This is a genomic window from Helicobacter pylori (genome assembly GCF_021062735.1).
Taxonomy (GTDB): domain Bacteria; phylum Campylobacterota; class Campylobacteria; order Campylobacterales; family Helicobacteraceae; genus Helicobacter; species Helicobacter pylori_DN.
Genome location: NZ_JAHXLB010000007.1, coordinates 76,839 through 93,396, shown reverse-complemented (window position 1 = coordinate 93,396; position 16,558 = coordinate 76,839). Strand labels below are relative to the sequence as shown.

Genomic DNA, 16,558 nt, shown 5'->3' with positions numbered 1-16,558 from the left:
AGCGTTTTTTAATTAATGCCTACAAAATTTTTAGCCAAAAACCAACCGATAGCCACCCCAATAAGCCCTAAAATGTTAGTGCCTAAAACATAAGAAACGGCTTCAATGTATTGGGATTTTTGCAAGAGTTTTAAAGTGTCTAACCCATAAGAAGAAAAGGTCGTAAAACCTCCTAAAACCCCAGTTACAAAGAAAATCCCAAAATCATCGCCAAAAACTTTTTTGACAGCCAAATGCCCCATAAAGCCGATGACAAAACACCCTATGAGATTCACGCTAAAAGTCCCTAAAGGGAAACTTTCAAACATTAAAAATTTACTGGGCATTATTTTGCCCACAAAATACCTTAACGAACTCCCTATAGCCCCCCCTAAAGCGGCCCATAAAAAGACAAAATTCATGCATCATCCTTTAAAAATCAATGGAGAGTATTATAATGAGGTGTTTTTAACATTCCTTAACCCTCAAACTTAAAGCCAGTTCTAAACACGATTCTAAGGAGGGCTTTTGGGCAATATAGCTTTGAATGCCTCGCTCTTGTAGGTAAGAAGCGGTCGTGTTGCCAATGCTGATAGCGGTGTAATTTTCTAAAAATTCAAAATAGTGCAAGAAGGCTTTCGCATGGCTTATGGCGGTAAAAATAAGAACGCTCTTTTCTTTAGGTTTTAGGGCGTTTTGTTCGCTTAAAGTCAAATGTTTGAGCTTGTTTTCATAAACAACGGCTTGTTTAAGATTAATGCCATGCTCTAAAAGAATGGTGTCTAAAGAAGAGGCAATCTCTTTTGCCCTGAGATACAAAACGCTTTTTTTTTCCAATAAAGGAATGATTTCTTGAACAAACTCCTTGCCATGGGCTTTTTCCCCTATAAAGGCGACTTTAAAATGGTGATCTTGTAAGGTTTTGGCGGTGGGTTCGCTCAAAGCGTAAGCAGGAATGTTTTGTAAAATTTTGAGTTTGGGGCTGTCTTTTAGAGTTTCTAGCAAGGAAAACACCGCATTTTTAGAAGTAAAAATAAGAGCGTTAAAAGGGGTTAAATCCAATCCTAAAGGATAGTAGCAAAATTCATTTAAAATGAGAGTCTTATAAGGGGCGATTCTTTGAGAATGCACCCATACAATCTCCCTCATGTCTAGTTTTTTTTAGTGCAAGTGTCATCATAGACCATTCTAAAGCCGTATTTTTCAAAATCATAGACATTGCCCTCTAAATAATAGGGCGTATAGCCTAATTCATGCATGCTTTTAGCCGCATCTAAAGCCCTGCGGCCAGCTCTGCAATGGAGCAACACTTTTTGATCTTTGTGTTGGGCTAAAAAATCAGCGAGCTTTTCTTGGTCATTGACGCTAATGAGCGTAGCGTTAGGCAAATGCAATTCTTCATATTCGTCCAATTCGCGCACATCTACGACGATAAAATCATTGAAATTGACTTCTTCTAAACTGATTGCATAATCTTCAAGCATGTTTATCCTTAATTATTAAAGTAAGGTTATGTTACAATGATTTGATAAATAGGAATGTTTAAGGAGTGTGTGTGCAAGAAAATTATCATGCTTTTTTTACCGAAGCGAGTGGGTTTTTAAACGAGCGGATCTTTAAGGATTATTTACGCCGTTTGGCTTATGGCATTGATGCGTCATGTTATCGTTATATCCCTAAAATAGTCGCTTGGGTGAAAGATGAAGAAGAAGTCCAAAAGCTTTGTGTTTTAGCCAAAAAGCATGGCGTTTCATTGACTTTTAGAGCGGCTGGGAGTTCCTTATCAGGGCAAGCGATCTGTGATGGGGTGTTAGTGATGGCTACGCATTTTTTCAAAGATGCTAAAATTTTAAATAACGCTACAAGCATCCAGCTCTCATGCGGAGTCATAGGAAGCAACGCAAACGCTTTATTGAAACCTTACCATAAAAAAATAGGCCCGGATCCCTCTACGATAAACGTCGCTATGATAGGGGGGATTGTTGCTAATAACGCTAGCGGAATGTGTTGCGGGGTGGAGCAAAACAGCTACAAAACCCTAAAATCCTTAAGAGTGATCTTAGCTGATGGCACTCTTTTAGACACCGCCAATCAAGAGAGCGTTGAGAATTTCAAAAACGCACGTAAAGATTTGATTGAAGGGGTTTTGGATTTAAGAAAAGAGATTTTAAAAGATAAAGAATTGCATGCTTTAATTAAGAAAAAATACGAGATCAAAAACACCACCGGCTATAGCTTAAACGCTCTCATTGATTTTGAAGATCCGATTGAAATCATTAGCCATTTATTCATAGGCTCTGAGGGGACTTTAGGCTTTATTTCAAGCGTGGAATTAGAATGCGTGAAAGACTACGCTTATAAAACTTGCGCGTTATTGTTTTATGAAAATTTAGAGCGATGCGCCAAGGCCGCTCAAATTTTAGCCGCTTTAAAAGCCAAACAGCCTGAAATGATTTCTTCAGCAGAGCTTATGGATTATGCGTGCTTAAAAAGCGTGAAAGGTTTGGAGGGCATGCCTAGAGCGATTTTAGAAATCAAAGAGCCTAACGCATGCTTACTCATTCAAAGCGAAAGCGATGATCCTTTAATTTTAGAAAACAACATGCAAACGATTTTAAACGCCTTGAATGCGATACCGGTCGTTTTAGATTCTCAAATCAGCAGTGATCCTAATGTTTATCAATCATGGTGGAAGATCAGAAAAGGCATTTTCCCTATCGCAGCGTCTCAAAGAAAAAGCCAAAGCTCTGTGATCATTGAAGATGTGTGCTTCAGTCAAGAAAATTTTGTAGAGGGGACAAAAGCGATTGAAGGGCTTTTGAAAAAACATGGCTTTAAGGATAATGGCATTATTTTTGGGCATGCATTAAGCGGGAATTTGCATTTTGTCGTTACGCCGATTTTAGAAAATGAAACTGAAAGAAAAGCGTTTGAAAATTTAGTTTCTGACATGTTTTTAATGGTGAGCGAAAGCTTTGGCTCTATTAAAGCCGAACACGGCACAGGCAGGATGGTAGCCCCCTTTGTGGAAATGGAGTGGGGAGAAAAAGCCTATAAAATCCACAAGCAAATCAAAGAATTGTTTGATCCTAACGGCATTTTAAACCCTGATGTGATCATCACAAACGATAAAGAAATCCACACTAAAAATTTAAAGAGCATTCACCCTATTGAAGAGTATTTGGACATGTGCATGGAATGCGGGTTTTGTGAAAGGGTTTGCCCTAGCAAAGATTTATCTTTAACGCCACGACAACGAATCGTTATCCACAGAGAGATAGAGCGTTTAAAAGAAAGGGTCAGTCATGGTCATAATGAAGATCAGGTTTTATTAGATGAGCTTTTAAAAGAGTCCGAATATTTAGCGCACGCCACTTGCGCGGTGTGCCATATGTGCTCTATGCTATGCCCTTTAGGAATTGATACCGGAAGCATCGCCCTAAATTATTATCAAAAAAACCCTAAAGGCGAAAAGATCGCTTCAAAGATCCTTAATAACATGCAAACAACCACAAGCATGGCTCGTTTTTCTTTAAAAAGCGCTCGCTTAGTTCAAAATCTCATAGGCTCTCACAACTTAGTAAGCCTAACAAAAGGGATTAAAAAATTCATCAAGCCCTTCCCTAAAGCCTTTAATTACATGCCTAAAAACAACGCCTATCCTTTAGAAAATAAAACGCTTAAGAGCGAAGAAAAAGTCATTTATTTCAGCACTTGCATCAACCGCTCGTTCGCTCCATCAAAAGAAATGGCGGATCAAAGGAGTATTCAAGAAGTGTTTGAATCCTTATGCCAAAAAGCCAAAGTTTCGGTAATGTATCCTAATGGATTGGATGCACTTTGTTGCGGGAAAGCCTTTATCAATTACACCGACTTAACCAAACAAAACAACGAAAAAAACCATGCGATCTTTTTACAATTAAGCGATAACGGCAAGATACCCATTGTTTTAGACCATAGCGCATGTTCGACGCATTTTTTCAAGCAAATGAAAGCTTATAAGGATTTGAAAGTCTATGATTTGAGCGTCTATATTGAAGAAGTTCTAAGCCATAAATTAAAATTCAACCCCATTAACGAAGACATAGGGTTATACACGATGTGCGCTTTAAAGTTAGAAAATAAAGAAGAGTTGTTATTCAATTTGGCTAAAAAATGCACTTTGGGCGAGATTGTTATCCATAAAGAGACGGGTTGTTGTGGCTTTGCGGGGAATAAGGGCTTTTTCACCCCTGAACTAAACGAGAGCGCTTTAAACGGCTTTCAAGAATTTTATCAATCCTATGATCTTAAAAGGGGCTTTTCCACTTCTAGCACTTGTGAAATTGGTTTGAGTGAAAAAACCCAATTCGCTTGGCAGCATATCGCTTATTTAGTGGATGCTTGCACGCTTTAAATGGTGTATAATTAAAGACTTTCTTTAAAGGGTAAAGGCATTGGATAACACTCTCAAACACCTTGCCATTATTATGGATGGTAATGGCAGGTGGGCTAAATTAAAGAATAAAGCTAGGGCTTATGGGCATAAAAAAGGCGTAAAAACCCTTAAAGACATTACGATCTGGTGCGCTAACCATAAATTAGAGTGCTTGACTTTATACGCTTTTTCTACGGAAAATTGGAAACGCCCCAAAAGTGAAGTGGATTTTTTGATGAAAATGCTTAAAAAATACCTTAAAGATGAGCGATCCACTTACTTGGATAATAACATACGCTTCAGGGCGATAGGGGATTTAGAGGGCTTTTCTAAAGAATTACGAGATACGATTTTACGGCTTGAAAACGATACCAGGCATTTTAAGGATTTTACGCAAGTTTTAGCCCTCAATTACGGATCTAAAAACGAGCTTTCAAGGGCGTTTAAAAGCTTATTAGAAAACCCGCCTAGCCATATAAACCCTTTAGAAAGCTTAGAAAATGAAATTTCTAATCGTTTAGACACGCATGATTTGCCGGAAGTGGATTTGTTGTTACGAACAGGGGGGGAAATGCGCTTGTCTAATTTTTTATTGTGGCAGTCCAGCTATGCGGAATTGTTTTTCACGCCGATTTTATGGCCTGATTTCACCCCTAAAGATTTAGAAAATATCATTAGCGATTTTTACAAAAGAGTGCGCAAATTCGGGGAATTAAAATGCTAGTAGAAATAGAGAATTTGACTAAAACTTATGGGAGTTTAAAAGCGCTAGACAATATCAATTTAAAACTACCCAAACAGCAATTTATAGGGCTTTTAGGGCCTAATGGGGCGGGTAAAACCACTCTGTTAAAAATTTTAGCCGGATTGAATTTGAATTATCAGGGGGAAGTGAAAATTTTAGATCAAAAGATCGGCATAGAGACGAAAAAAAGCGTGGCGTTTTTAAGCGATGGCGATTTTTTAGATCCTAAATTAACGCCTTTAAAAGCGATCGCTTTTTATAAGGATTTTTTTAGCGATTTTGATGAATCAAAAGCCCTAAATTTGCTAAAACGCTTCAGCGTGCCTTTAAAAAGAGAGTTTAAAGCCCTTTCAAAAGGCATGAGGGAAAAATTACAGCTGATTTTAACCCTATCACGAAACGCTTCTTTGTATCTTTTTGATGAGCCGGTGGCTGGGATTGACCCTATTGCAAGAGAAGAGATTTTTGAGTTAATCGCTAAGGAGTTTAGCCAAAACGCAAGCTTGCTAGTCTCTACGCATTTGGTGGTGGATGTGGAAAAGTATTTAGACAGTGCGATTTTTTTAAAAGAAGCCAAAGTAGTGGCTTTTGGGGGTGTGGGAGAATTGAAAAAAGGGTATAGCAGTTTGGAAGCGGCGTATAAAGAAAGGTTGAAATAAATCAGTAAAGGATTTCCTATTGAGTGATAATATTTTAAGAAATACTAAAAGCGTTTTTTATAATAATATAAAAGATTTTGACGCTAGTTAAATGATAACTTCTTAAAAAAGCGCTCTTTAGGGTTATGGGGTTTAGTTTGGGGTTGTAGGGGGAATGAGTTTTACTATTAAAAATAAAATCTAAAGTCATGTCTAATCATAACAGATGGCTTGATTGCTAAAGATTGTATTGTTGCAGATGAAGCCTAAGATTGAATTGCGAGTTATCGCTTTGTTGGTGGTGAGATCTTTAGAAAAAATCTTTTTAGTAATATTTATGTTGAGTTTAGGTTTCATTAAGTTTAGGTTTCATTAAGTTTAATGGGGTATTAAAATTAGAGATGGTTAGAATTTTTGTCTTATTCTATTTTGGTAGAATATAACTTTTTACAAGGAATTACACATGAATAATATTTGGTTTCAGTATAAAATTGGCAAGCAACTAGATGAATTAGAAATTGAAGATTCTTTATGTCTTTCTTTATTCAAATCTCTTGAAAATTGTATTAAGTTTAAAAAACTTAGCAATATTGGATTAAAAGAAGCAGAAGTTAAAAGAGATACTGAAATTTTAAGAGAAAAAAATCTTAAAGAACAGCGTAGGCAAAAAGAAGAGCAAGAAAAAAAATCTCAAGAGAATTTTCAAAAGTTTTTAGAATTTTGCAAACAACAAAATCGTGTTCTTAAAAAATTTGATAACACCAATTTTTCGTTTGAATGCGATGAGCCGGCTACAAAAAAGCCCTTAGAAAACCCTACAAACAACATTCTTAACTCCAATCATCAAAATACACAGCCACAAAACAATACTAAAATGTTTGATTATTTTGATAATCCTATGTTTAGGTATTGAAGTGAAAAAAGCATTATACATAACAAGCAAAATAACTCTTTGGTTATTGGCGCTTCTAGGTGTTTATGCTTTAGTGATCTTTGTTGCACTTAAAACCTATTATCAAAATAAAGGCTATAGCATTTTAACATTTGGAGTAATTATAATGACAGAAGAAACCTATGAAGCCTATCTTGATACGAATATTAAACAATTGGAAGAGATAAGAAATCAAAAGCTTAACAAAGCATTGGAATTGTGCAAACAATCAGGTCTTGTCCTTAGAGCGTTTGACGGAAAAAATTTTTCATTTGAATGTGATGAACCAAATCGCTCTAAACCCTAACGAAAAGGTGAATCCTTAGAATTTGAATCTTTTCTAAAAGATTAAGAGCAAAAAATTAGAAATTCGAACGCAATTGAAATCTTACCGCCCATACCCACGACTATAACTTCTCTCGTTTTCTATCTTTTGATTGTGTTTTTTATGCTGTATAGTTTTGCATGGAATTTCTTTAAAATTTAAGTATAATTGTAAGAATCGCCTGGATGATTCGTGTTTCTTATTGATGGCAAGTTCGTTGAAAAAATAAGTTAGGCTAAGGTAGTGGTTTTTGTGTGATGGCATTTTTTAAATCTGCCCCTAAGAAAATCCTCCTAGCCTTATTAGTGTAGGTTTGTTGAACTTATGCGCATGTAAAAGTAGCGGTCATCTGGGTTTAAAAACAACCACATTTTAGGAAAGACATGAAAGATAACAATAACTATAATGTTTTAATTGTGGGGAATAAGGGGCGAGAGTATGCTTTGGCTCAAAGGCTTCAGCAAGATGAGCGAGTGAATGCTTTGTATTTTTGTTTGGGTAATGGTGGCACTCAAGATTTAGGCGAGAATCTGGAATGCGAACATTACGAGCATATCGTGGAATTGGCCCTTAAAAAACAGATCCATTTAGCCATCATTTCAGAAGAAGAGCCTTTGATTTTAGGGCTTACAGAGATGCTAGAAAAAGCGGGTATTTTAGTGTTTGGGGCTTCTAAAGAAGCGGCTAAGTTAGAGGCTTCTAAAAGCTATATGAAAGCTTTTGTTAAAGAATGCGGTATCAAAAGTGCGTCTTACTTTGAAACAAACGACTTAAAAGAAGCTTTGAGTTACATTCAAAACGCTTCTTTCCCCTTAGTCATTAAAGCGTTGAATAAAAACACAAGCATTGTCCATCAACAAGAAGAGACGTTAAAAATCCTTGAAGACGCTTTCAAACAAAGCAATGAGCCTGTGATCATAGAGCCTTTTTTAGAGGGGTTTGAGCTTTCAGTTACAGCGCTCATAGCCAACGATGATTTTATCTTGTTGCCCTTTTGCCAAAACTACAAACGCTTATTAGAAGGGGATAATGGAGTCAATACAGGAGGTATGGGGGCCATCGCTCCTGCAAACTTTTTCTCTAATGAATTAGAAGAGAAAATAAAAAATCATATCTTTAAACCCACTTTAGAGAAACTTCAGGCTGACAACACGCCTTTTAAAGGGGTTTTACTCGCTGAAATTGTAATCATAGAAGAAAAGGGTGTTTTAGAGCCGTATTTATTGGATTTTAGCGTGCGTTTTAAAGACATTGAATGCCAAACGATTTTACCCCTTTTAGAAAGCTCGCTTTTAGATTTGTGTTTGGCTACAGCCAAAGGGGAATTACATTCTCTTGAATTGGTGTTTTCTAAAGAATTTGTGATGAGTGTCGCACTTGTTTCTAGGAATTACCCCACTAGCTCTTCGCCCAAGCAAACCCTTTATATTGATCCGGTTGATGAAAAAAAGGGTCATTTGATTTTAGGGGAGGTGGAGCAGGATAATGGCGTGTTTGAAAGCAGTGGGGGGAGGGTGATCTTTGCCATTGGCAGAGGAAAATCCTTATTAGAAGCCAGAAACCATGCTTATGAAATCGCTCAAAAGGTGCATTTTGAAGGCATGTTTTATCGCAAGGATATTGGTTTTAAGGTGTTAGATTTGAAAGAATATTCTTAAAGTTTAAGACAATCCAAAGAGTTTGTCTTGTTTGTTTTTGAATGCGCTCTCCAAATTTAGAAAAAGAAGAAACTGAAATCATAGAAACACTCCTTATGCGTGAAAAAATGCGTTTATGCCCCTTGTATTGGCGCATCTTAGCGTTTTTAACCGATAGTTTGTTAGTGGCGTTTTTATTGAGCGATCTTTTAGGCGCGTGCGATTTCTTGCATTCTTTATATTGGCTGACTAACCCCATTTATCACAGCACGTTTGTTGCGGTGAGTTTTATCATCTTGTATGGCGTTTATGAAATCTTTTTTGTGTGTTTGTGCAAGATGAGTTTGGCTAAATTGGTTTTTAGGATTAAGATTATTGATATTTATTTAGCGGATTGCCCCAGTAGGGCTATTTTATTGAAGCGTTTAGGGTTAAAGATCGTGGTTTTTCTATGCCCCTTTTTATGGTTTGTAGTGTTTAAAAATCCCTATCATAGGGCGTGGCATGAAGAAAAAAGCAAAAGTCTTTTGGTGTTGTTTTAATCATGATTTATTGGTTGTATTTGGCGGTCTTTTTTTTGTTGAGCGCATTAGAGGCTAAAGAAATCGCCATGCAACGATTTGACAAACAAAACCATAAGATTTTTGAAATCCTTGCGGATAAAGTGAGCACTAAAGACAATGTGATAACCGCATCAGGGAATGCGATCTTATTGAATTATGATGTGTATATTTTAGCGGACAAGGTGCGTTATGATACCAAGACTAAAGAAGCGTTATTAGAGGGGAATATCAAGGTTTATAGGGGCGAGGGTTTGCTCGTTAAAACCGATTACGTGAAATTGAGTTTGAATGAAAAATATGAAATCATTTTCCCCTTTTATGTCCAAGACAGCGTGAGCGGGATTTGGGTGAGCGCGGATATTGCTAGCGGGAAGGATCAAAAATATAAGGTGAAAAACATGAGTGCTTCAGGGTGCAGCATTGATAACCCCATTTGGCATGTCAATGCGACTTCAGGCTCATTCAACATGCAAAAATCGCATTTGTCTATGTGGAATCCTAAGATCTATGTCGGTGATATTCCTGTATTGTATTTGCCCTATATTTTCATGTCCACTAGCAATAAAAGAACTACCGGGTTTTTATACCCTGAGTTTGGCACTTCCAACTTAGACGGCTTTATTTATTTGCAACCCTTTTATTTAGCCCCCAAAAACTCATGGGATATGACCTTTACCCCACAAATCCGCTATAAAAGGGGTTTTGGCTTGAATTTTGAAGCGCGCTACATTAACTCTAAAAACGACAGGTTTTTATTCAATGCGCGCTATTTTAGGAATTACACCCAATACGTCAAACGCTATGATTTGAGGAATCAAAATATCTACGGGTTTGAATTTTTAAGCTCTAGCAGGGACACTTTACAAAAATACTTCCATCTTAAGTCTAATATTGACAACGGGCATTACATTGACTTTTTATACATGAACGATTTGGACTATGTGCGTTTTGAAAAGGTTAATAAGCGTATCACAGACGCCACGCACATGTCTAGGGCGAATTACTACTTGCAAACAGAAAACAATTATTACGGCTTGAATATCAAGTATTTTTTAAACCTGAATAAAATCAACAATAACCGCACTTTCCAATCTGTCCCTAATTTGCAATACCATAAATATTTAAATTCTTTGTATTTTAGAAATTTATTGTATTCGGTGGATTATCAGTTTAGAAACACCGCAAGAGAGATTGGTTATGGCTATGTGCAAAACGCTTTGAATGTGCCGGTGGGCTTGCAATTTTCTTTGTTTAAAAAGTATTTGTCTTTAGGGCTTTGGAACGATCTCCAACTATCTAATGTGGCTTTAATGCAATCTAAAAATTCCTTCGTGCCTACGATCCCTAATGAATCAAGGGAATTTGGGAACTTTGTGTCTTCAAATTTTTCCATGTATGTCAATACGGATTTAGCCAGAGAATACAACAAACTTTTCCACACGATCCAACTAGAAGCGATTTTCAACATCCCTTATTACACCTTTAAAAACGGCTTGTTTTCTCAAAACATGTATGCTTTAAGCGTGCAAGCCTTAAACAGCTACACTTCGCCTTTATTGAGAGATTATGATTATCAAGGGCGTTTGTATGACTCCGTGTGGAATCCTAGCAGCATTTTACCTAGCAATGCGAGCAACAAGACGGTGGATTTAACCCTAACGCAATACCTTTATGGCTTAGGGGGGCAGGAGTTATTGTATTTTAAAATATCGCAACTCATCAATCTTGACGATAAAGTTTCGCCCTTTAGAATGCCACTAGAGAGCAAGATCGGGTTTTCGCCCTTAACGGGATTGAATATTTTTGGGAATGTCTTTTATTCGTTTTATCAAAACCGCTTAGAAGAAATCTCTGTGAACGCCAATTACCAACGCAAGTTTTTAAGCTTTAACCTCTCTTATTTTTTAAGGAACAATTTTAGCAGTGGGATTAATAGCATTGTAGAAAATCCTGCGGATTATTTAAAGGCGGGCTTTAGCAACGACTTTGGCTATTTTTCCATGAGCGCGGATGTGGGTTATGATATTAGAAACAATGTGGTTTTAAATTGGAATGTGGGGATTTATAAAAAGATCCGTTGTTTTGGGATTGGCTTTCAATTCGTCAACCAACGACGCCCCATTCTCACCGGCGATCCCAACCAACCTATAAGAGTGTTTGAAAATAACTATGTTAAGCTAGAATTAGACTTTTCACCGATCACTAAAACCAATGTAACTTACCGCTCTTTACAGCGTAAGTAAAAAAGGAATAGATTTGAATACGGACTTTAGTCATATCACCGATATAGAGGGCATGCGTTTTATCAATGAAGAAGACGCTTTAAACAAATTAATTAATGAAATCCACACGCGCCACATTGATTTAAAAGATTCCATCATGCTCGCTTTGAGTTTTAACGCTCTGTATTTAGCTCACGCTTTAGCGCAAAAATTTGGAGCGACTTATGATATACTTTTTTTAGAACCTATCCTAGCCCCTTTAAACTCAAAATGCGAGATCGCTTTAGTGAGTGAGAGCATGGATATAGTGATGAATGAAAGTTTGATCAATTCCTTTGACATCACTTTAGACTATGTTTATGGGGAAGCCAAGCGAGCTTATGAAGAAGACATTTTGTCTCACATCTATCAGTATCGCAAAGGCAATGCGATCAAAAGCTTAAAAGATAAAAATATTTTTATCGTAGATAGGGGGATTGAGACCGGGTTTAGAGCAGGGTTAGGCGTGCAAACTTGTTTGAAAAAAGAATGCCAAGACATTTATATTTTAACCCCCATTCTCGAGCAAAATGTCGCTCAAGGCTTAGAAAGTTTGTGCGATGGGGTGATTAGCGTGTATCGCCCTGAATGTTTTGTCTCTGTGGAGCATCATTATAAAGAACTCAAGCGATTAAGCAATGAAGAAATTGAAAAATACTTGGGCGCTAACAACGCGCCTAATTTAAAAAAGGAACATTAAATATGGATTTTATCACCATCAATTCTAGTAACAAAAACGAAGAGTTCGCTCTCAAACAAGTGGCCAAACAAGCCACCAGCTCTCTTTTATATCGCTTAGGAAAAACCATTATTTTAGCGAGCGTGTGCATAGAAAGAGAGCCTGTGAGTGAAGATTTTCTGCCTTTAGTGGTGCAATTTTTAGAAAAATCGTATGCAGCCGGTAAAATCCCAGGCGGTTTTGTTAAAAGAGAAGGCAGAGCGCAAGATTTTGAAATCTTAACCTCTAGGCTCATAGACAGGACTTTACGCCCTTTATTCCCTAAAGATTACCGCTACCCTACACAGATCACTTTAATGGTTTTAAGCCATGATATTGAAAACGATTTGCAGGTTTCTGCTTTAAACGCCGCTTCAGCCGCTCTCTTTTTATCCCATATCGCTCCCATTAAAAGCGTGAGCGCTTGCAGGATCGCTAGGATTGATGACGAATTTATCATCAACCCTAACACAAGCCTTTTGAATCAATCCAGTTTGGATTTGTTCGTGTCCGGCACGAAAGAGAGTTTGAACATGATAGAAATGCGCTCTTTGGGGCAAAAATTAAACGCTTTAGAAGAGCCTTTAATGCTAAAAGCTTTAGAATTGGCTCAAAAAAGTTTGAAAGAAACTTGCACGCTTTATGAAGAGATTTTCACGCCCCACCAAAACGAGCTACTTTTTAAAGAGAGCCAAGGAATAATTTTTAATGAAAGGCTGTTAGATTTATTGAAAAATCAGTATTTTGATGAAATCATCAAAGGCATTGAAAGTTCTGCTTTGAGCGAGCGAGAAAACGTTTTCAATGAAATTGCCAGAAAAATCAGTGAAGCCCACTCAGAATTCAGTTTAGAAGAAATTGAATCGTCTTTAGAAAAAGTGAAAAAAACTGAGATAAGACGCATGATCATTAAGGATAAAATCCGCCCGGATAAGCGCGCGTTAGAAGAAGTGCGGCCCATTTTGATAGAGAGCGATTTGCTCCCTATGGCGCATAGCTCCATTTTATTCACTAGGGGGCAAACTCAAAGCTTAGTGGTAGGGGTTTTAGGAACGGATAATGACGCTCAAACCCATGAGAGTTTGGAGCATAAAGCTCCCATTAAAGAGCGCTTCATGTTTCATTACAATTTCCCTCCTTTTTGCGTGGGCGAAGCGAGTTCTATTGGCGCGGCTTCAAGGCGTGAATTAGGGCATGGGAATTTGGCTAAAAGAGCCTTAGAAACGAGCATTAAAAATAAAGAGCAGGTGATACGATTGGTTTCTGAGATTTTAGAAAGCAATGGTTCAAGCTCAATGGCGAGCGTGTGCGCAGGGTCTTTAGCCCTTTATGCAAGCGGTGTGGAAATTTATGATTTAGTCGCTGGGGTGGCTATGGGCATGGTGAGCGAAGGGCAAGATCACGCTATTTTAAGCGATATTAGCGGCTTAGAAGACGCAGAAGGCGATATGGATTTTAAGATTGCTGGGAATTTAGAAGGCATTACGGCCATGCAAATGGATACCAAAATGAGCGGTATCCAGCTAGAAATTTTATACCAAGCCTTGCTCCAAGCCAAAGAAGCGCGGAAACATATTTTAAAAATCATGCATGAAGCGAAAGAAAAGATTGTGATCAATTTTTCTAACTTGCCCACAACTGAAATTTTTAATGTCGCGCCCGATAAAATTGTAGAAATTATCGGTCAAGGGGGGCGTGTGATTAAAGAGATAGTGGAAAAGTTTGAAGTTAAAATTGATTTGAATAAACCGAGCGGTGAAGTGAAAATCATGGGGAATAAAGAGCGCGTTTTGAAGACTAAGGAATTTATTTTAAACTACTTGCATTCTTTAGATCAAGAATTGGAGCAATACGCTATTGATGAGGTGTTAGAAGCTCAAGTGAAACGAATCGTGGATTTTGGGGCGTTTTTAAGCTTGCCTAAGGGGGGCGAAGGCTTGTTAAGAAAACAAAACATGGACAGGTGTCAAGTGGTTTTAAAAGAAGGCGATAGCATCAGGTGTAGGGTGATTAGTTTCAATAAGGGTAAAATCGCCTTGGATTTGGCTTAAAATTTTAAAAAGCGTTTTTTAAAAGCGTTTTTAAGCTAGTTTGTATTAAAATAAATTCTTGCTTGTATTTTTGAAAGTAGAGGAACGATTCGAAATGAAAATCAAGCCTAATTTTTGAAACGGAGTGCGAAAATGAAATTTTTAGCGTTATTTTTTCTGGCTTTAGCGGGCGTTGCTTTCGCTCATGATGGTGGAATGGGTGGGATGGATATGATTAAATCTTATTCTATCTTAGGGGCGATGATTGGTTTAGGGATTGCCGCTTTTGGTGGGGCGATCGGCATGGGGAATGCGGCTGCAGCGACCATTACAGGCACAGCGAGAAACCCAGGAGTGGGCGGTAAATTGCTCACAACCATGTTCGTAGCCATGGCGATGATTGAAGCGCAAGTGATTTATACTCTAGTGTTTGCTATTATCGCTATTTATAGTAACCCATTCTTAAGTTAAGGGTTTTTTGATGGGCTAAATTATTGCTTAAAAAGCATGATTTAGCTATAATGTCTGTTTTAAATTTTTAGCACTGGTGGTGGAATTGGTAGACACGCCATCTTGAGGGGGTGGTGGGAGCAATCTCGTGCGAGTTCGAGTCTCGCCCAGTGCACCATTAAGTTTTTTTAAGGAATAAGTGGGTATAATCTCACTCTTTGTTCTGATAACGCCGAAGTGGTGGAATTGGTAGACACGCTAGACTCAAAATCTGGTGGGAGCAATCCCGTGTCGGTTCGAGTCCGACCTTCGGCACCACTACTAGTAATTTTTTTCAATCTGCTTTTTATCTTTTTCGTTTAAAATAGTTTTATCCCAAATAAATGCCAAATCAATGTGGATTAGTGGGTTCTTTAAACCTTTTTTAAAGGGTTGTTAATAGAATTTGAAAAAATTAAAAAAGAGAGCGTTTTACTCTATTGATTTTACTCCATTAAAAGAAGTGTGAGTTTGTGTATAATGGCAAGAAAAATTTATCAAGTTTTATTGGAATGGATGAGAAAAAATCTGCTTAAGTCATGTTGATCCAAATATATTTTAACCGGAGACTCTATCATGCTAGATTTGTCTTATAGCCTGGAGCGTGTCTTGCAAGAAGACCCGGCAGCTAGGAATAAGTGGGAGGTTCTTTTGCTTTATCCGGGCATTCATGCATTACTTTGCCACCGCCTAGCGCATGCGTTGCACAAGAAAGGGTTTTATTTTACTGCGCGCGCGCTTTCTCAGTTGGCGCGTTTTATCACTGGGATAGAAATCCATCCGGGTGCTAAGATTGGGAGAGGGCTTTTTATTGATCATGGCATGGGTGTGGTGATTGGCGAGACCACAGAGATTGGAGATGATGTTACCATTTATCATGGCGTAACTCTAGGGGGCACGGGCAAGTTTAAGGGCAAGCGCCACCCTACTTTAGGCAACCGAGTGGTAGTGGGGGCAGGGGCTAAGGTCTTGGGCGCGATTTGCGTGGGCGATGATGTGAGGATTGGGACTAATGCGGTGGTGCTTTCAGATTTACCCACGGGTTCTACGGCTGTAGGCGCTAAAGCTAAAACCATCACAAAAGATCGTTAATTCTAGACAAGCGGTTGAGCTAATTTGCGCGATGCGGGTTATTTTGAGATAAATTGATCAATGAGACTGATTTTATGAGAGTTAAGCGGGTTTGTTATTAAGCTATTTTTTAGGGATTTTGTGATAAAATACTCAAATACTCAAATACTCAAATACTCAAATACTCAAATACTCAAATACTCAAATTAAGGTTTATCTGTTAGTTGTGCTATAGACTAGACTGGTAGTTTGATGTTGGGTATATCACAATTTATATTTTAGGAGGTTTATAATGGCGATTGTAGTTAAAGTCGTTAATGGCAAAATACAGGAATATGAGAATGGTAACTATAAGAGAACTTATGGTAGTAATATCGTAGCTGCAGATACTGATGGGCATATTGTTGCTGCTGTTACTGCAAAGGGTAAGGTAGAAGAATATGAGAATGGTAACTATAAGAGAACTTATGGTAGTAACGCTATTAATGTGCAAGTTTCAGGTGGTGTAGTGGCTGTAACCACATCAAAAGGTAAAGTGGAAGAATATAAAAATGGTAGTTATAAAAGAACCTACTAGAAAATAGGGTAATAGCGACAAAAGCTTTGATGCATTCAGCTAGTGGGGGGTGTCGCTGTTTTTTTGGCGGTATTTTAATGAGCAGTTGCGATAGAAAAAGTCTTTATTGGCAATAGGGGGGTTGTTTCGTTGTTTTAATGAAGCGATTGGTAGGGCGTGCGGTGTTAAAAAACGATC

The 16,558-nt window shown here is 37.8% G+C and carries 16 protein-coding genes and 2 tRNA genes; 15 read left to right on the top strand and 3 right to left on the bottom strand.

The window, feature by feature from the left end:
• Window positions 1-8: 8 nt before the first annotated feature.
• From crcB to KX581_RS04445, 3 genes are read right to left on the bottom strand one after another with little or no spacing between them, the layout of a single operon-like run.
• A complete protein-coding gene (gene crcB, locus KX581_RS04455; protein WP_231175693.1) occupies window positions 9-401 on the bottom strand; it encodes a fluoride efflux transporter CrcB in 393 nt (130 codons plus the stop codon).
• Between the two features lie 46 nt (window positions 402-447).
• Entirely contained in the window at window positions 448-1,128 is a 681-nt protein-coding gene (locus KX581_RS04450) for a uroporphyrinogen-III synthase (protein WP_231175692.1), read from the bottom strand.
• Window positions 1,129-1,130: 2 nt separating this feature from the next.
• Window positions 1,131-1,463 carry a rhodanese-like domain-containing protein gene (locus KX581_RS04445; RefSeq protein ID WP_120862703.1) on the bottom strand — a complete coding sequence of 111 codons (333 nt, stop codon included), beginning with the start codon at window positions 1,461-1,463 and terminating at the stop codon, window positions 1,131-1,133.
• 71 nt (window positions 1,464-1,534) lie between these two features.
• Here KX581_RS04445 and KX581_RS04440 point away from each other — a divergent pair, with 71 nt between their 5' ends.
• The 15 genes from KX581_RS04440 (at window position 1,535) to KX581_RS04370 (ending at window position 16,381) form a co-directional block, all read left to right on the top strand.
• Window positions 1,535-4,375 (top strand): FAD-binding and (Fe-S)-binding domain-containing protein, encoded by a 2,841-nt coding sequence (locus tag KX581_RS04440; protein ID WP_231175691.1) that lies wholly within the window; start codon window positions 1,535-1,537, stop codon window positions 4,373-4,375.
• A 40-nt stretch (window positions 4,376-4,415) separates the two neighbouring features.
• Window positions 4,416-5,120, top strand: a complete 705-nt coding sequence (locus KX581_RS04435) for a di-trans,poly-cis-decaprenylcistransferase (RefSeq protein WP_000370660.1) — start codon at window positions 4,416-4,418, stop codon at window positions 5,118-5,120.
• Window positions 5,114-5,800 carry an ABC transporter ATP-binding protein gene (locus tag KX581_RS04430; protein ID WP_078248698.1) on the top strand — a complete coding sequence of 229 codons (687 nt, stop codon included), beginning with the start codon at window positions 5,114-5,116 and terminating at the stop codon, window positions 5,798-5,800. The genes KX581_RS04435 and KX581_RS04430 overlap by 7 nt, the downstream gene beginning before the upstream one ends.
• A gap of 442 nt (window positions 5,801-6,242) precedes the next feature.
• Window positions 6,243-6,692 carry a hypothetical protein gene (locus KX581_RS04425; RefSeq protein WP_001942543.1) on the top strand — a complete coding sequence of 150 codons (450 nt, stop codon included), beginning with the start codon at window positions 6,243-6,245 and terminating at the stop codon, window positions 6,690-6,692.
• A gap of 1 nt (window position 6,693) precedes the next feature.
• A complete protein-coding gene (locus tag KX581_RS04420; RefSeq protein ID WP_042636186.1) occupies window positions 6,694-7,017 on the top strand; it encodes a hypothetical protein in 324 nt (107 codons plus the stop codon).
• Between the two features lie 401 nt (window positions 7,018-7,418).
• On the top strand, window positions 7,419-8,693 hold the full coding sequence (purD, locus tag KX581_RS04415) for a phosphoribosylamine--glycine ligase (protein WP_180599563.1): 1,275 nt from the start codon (window positions 7,419-7,421) through the stop codon (window positions 8,691-8,693).
• Between the two features lie 41 nt (window positions 8,694-8,734).
• On the top strand, window positions 8,735-9,214 hold the full coding sequence (locus KX581_RS04410) for an RDD family protein (protein WP_180514489.1): 480 nt from the start codon (window positions 8,735-8,737) through the stop codon (window positions 9,212-9,214).
• 2 nt (window positions 9,215-9,216) lie between these two features.
• Window positions 9,217-11,478, top strand: a complete 2,262-nt coding sequence (locus KX581_RS04405; protein WP_231175690.1) for an LPS-assembly protein LptD — start codon at window positions 9,217-9,219, stop codon at window positions 11,476-11,478.
• Window positions 11,479-11,491: 13 nt separating this feature from the next.
• Window positions 11,492-12,196 carry a phosphoribosyltransferase gene (locus KX581_RS04400; protein WP_180629404.1) on the top strand — a complete coding sequence of 235 codons (705 nt, stop codon included), beginning with the start codon at window positions 11,492-11,494 and terminating at the stop codon, window positions 12,194-12,196.
• Between the two features lie 2 nt (window positions 12,197-12,198).
• Window positions 12,199-14,265 carry a polyribonucleotide nucleotidyltransferase gene (locus tag KX581_RS04395; RefSeq protein ID WP_231175689.1) on the top strand — a complete coding sequence of 689 codons (2,067 nt, stop codon included), beginning with the start codon at window positions 12,199-12,201 and terminating at the stop codon, window positions 14,263-14,265.
• A 132-nt stretch (window positions 14,266-14,397) separates the two neighbouring features.
• On the top strand, window positions 14,398-14,715 hold the full coding sequence (locus tag KX581_RS04390) for a F0F1 ATP synthase subunit C (RefSeq protein ID WP_000669961.1): 318 nt from the start codon (window positions 14,398-14,400) through the stop codon (window positions 14,713-14,715).
• A gap of 70 nt (window positions 14,716-14,785) precedes the next feature.
• Window positions 14,786-14,872, top strand: a tRNA-Leu gene (locus tag KX581_RS04385).
• A gap of 53 nt (window positions 14,873-14,925) precedes the next feature.
• A tRNA-Leu gene (locus tag KX581_RS04380) sits at window positions 14,926-15,012 on the top strand.
• Between the two features lie 297 nt (window positions 15,013-15,309).
• The gene (cysE, locus tag KX581_RS04375; protein ID WP_231175688.1) at window positions 15,310-15,825 is read left to right on the top strand and encodes a serine O-acetyltransferase; all 516 of its coding nucleotides are present in this window, start codon (window positions 15,310-15,312) and stop codon (window positions 15,823-15,825) included.
• Between the two features lie 271 nt (window positions 15,826-16,096).
• On the top strand, window positions 16,097-16,381 hold the full coding sequence (locus tag KX581_RS04370) for an IceA2 protein (RefSeq protein ID WP_120872689.1): 285 nt from the start codon (window positions 16,097-16,099) through the stop codon (window positions 16,379-16,381).
• Window positions 16,382-16,558: the final 177 nt, after the last annotated feature.

Bases quoted from the DNA above. Each gene is read 5' to 3' on its own strand.
- KX581_RS04390 (WP_000669961.1), top strand. From the start codon at position 14,398: ATGAAATTTTTAGCGTTATTTTTTCTGGCTTTAGCGGGCGTTGCTTTC.
- KX581_RS04425 (WP_001942543.1), top strand. From the start codon at position 6,243: ATGAATAATATTTGGTTTCAGTATAAAATTGGCAAGCAACTAGATGAA.
- KX581_RS04405 (WP_231175690.1), top strand. From the start codon at position 9,217: ATGATTTATTGGTTGTATTTGGCGGTCTTTTTTTTGTTGAGCGCATTA.
- KX581_RS04450 (WP_231175692.1), bottom strand. From the start codon at position 1,128: ATGAGGGAGATTGTATGGGTGCATTCTCAAAGAATCGCCCCTTATAAG.
- purD (WP_180599563.1), top strand. From the start codon at position 7,419: ATGAAAGATAACAATAACTATAATGTTTTAATTGTGGGGAATAAGGGG.
- KX581_RS04395 (WP_231175689.1), top strand. From the start codon at position 12,199: ATGGATTTTATCACCATCAATTCTAGTAACAAAAACGAAGAGTTCGCT.
- crcB (WP_231175693.1), bottom strand. From the start codon at position 401: ATGAATTTTGTCTTTTTATGGGCCGCTTTAGGGGGGGCTATAGGGAGT.
- KX581_RS04410 (WP_180514489.1), top strand. From the start codon at position 8,735: ATGCGCTCTCCAAATTTAGAAAAAGAAGAAACTGAAATCATAGAAACA.
- KX581_RS04430 (WP_078248698.1), top strand. From the start codon at position 5,114: ATGCTAGTAGAAATAGAGAATTTGACTAAAACTTATGGGAGTTTAAAA.
- KX581_RS04370 (WP_120872689.1), top strand. From the start codon at position 16,097: ATGGCGATTGTAGTTAAAGTCGTTAATGGCAAAATACAGGAATATGAG.
- KX581_RS04445 (WP_120862703.1), bottom strand. From the start codon at position 1,463: ATGCTTGAAGATTATGCAATCAGTTTAGAAGAAGTCAATTTCAATGAT.
- cysE (WP_231175688.1), top strand. From the start codon at position 15,310: ATGCTAGATTTGTCTTATAGCCTGGAGCGTGTCTTGCAAGAAGACCCG.